The sequence below is a fragment of the Clavibacter lycopersici genome, from assembly GCF_003576405.1.
Taxonomy (GTDB): domain Bacteria; phylum Actinomycetota; class Actinomycetes; order Actinomycetales; family Microbacteriaceae; genus Clavibacter; species Clavibacter lycopersici.
In genome coordinates this window covers 1-925 of record NZ_QWGT01000447.1, presented here as the reverse complement: position 1 = coordinate 925, position 925 = coordinate 1, and the positions used below count along the sequence as shown (strand labels likewise).

Sequence of the window (925 nt, the reverse complement as noted above, 5' to 3'; positions counted from 1 at the left end):
CGATCTCGTCGTTGGAGAGGCCGTCGCCGAGCAGCCGCACGATGTCCTGCTCGCGCGGCGTGAGCACCTCGGTGCCCGGGTGCACGGCGGACGCGGCGCGGCGGCGGGTGAACTCCGCCATGACGCGGCGCGTGGTCACGCCGTCGAGGGCGGCGCGGCCCTCGGCGAGCGCCCGCACGGCCTGGATGAACTCCTCGGGCTCCGCGTCCTTCAGCACGAAGCCGCGTGCGCCCGCCTCGAGGGCGCCGAAGACGTACTCGTCGAGGTCGAAGGTGGTGGCGACGAGCACGGCGGGCGTCGCGCGCTCGTCCCCGTGCCCGCCGGTCGGGCCGTCGGGGGCCGCGTCGGCGCCGGTGATCGCGCGGGTCGCCTGGATGCCGTCGCCGCCGGGCATGCGCACGTCCATCACGACGACGTCGGGCGACAGGCGGCGGACCAGCTCGACGGCCTCGCGCCCGCCCGCGGCCTCGCCGACCACCTCGATCCCGCCGGCCGTCTCGAGCACGACGCGGAAGCCGGCGCGCACGATGGACTGGTCGTCGACCAGCACGACGCGGATCACGCGGGGTCTCTCTCGGCGGCGGCGGCGGGCTCGACCGGGAGCTCGAGGCGCACGCGCCACGTGCCGGATCCGGTGGGTCCCGCCTCCAGCCGGCCGCCCACGAGCGCGGCCCGCTCGCGCATCCCGACGAGGCCGTAGCCGGGCCGGGTCGCCGGGGCGGCGACGGGCAGCGGGTTCTCGACCGTGAGGGCGATGCGCGTCGGCTCGGCGGTCACGGTGAGCGTCACGGCGGATCCGGGCGCGTGCCGGCGCGCGTTGGCGAGCGACTCCTGCACGGTGCGGTACGCGGTCACGTCGGCGAGCGGCGCGAGCGCGGGCGCCTCGCCGGTCGTGCGCTCCTCGACCTCGGTGCCGGACGTGCGG

General features: G+C 77.6%; 2 protein-coding genes. Both read right to left on the bottom strand.

Features of this window, described 5'->3' with window-relative positions; all coding sequences use genetic code 11:
• Positions 1 to 562: response regulator transcription factor (locus DZG00_RS15855; protein WP_147360084.1), on the bottom strand; the 562-nt coding region annotated here is incomplete at its 3' end.
• Positions 559 to 925: sensor histidine kinase (locus DZG00_RS15850; RefSeq protein WP_375342515.1), on the bottom strand; the 367-nt coding region annotated here is incomplete at its 5' end. The genes DZG00_RS15850 and DZG00_RS15855, both read right to left, overlap by 4 nt.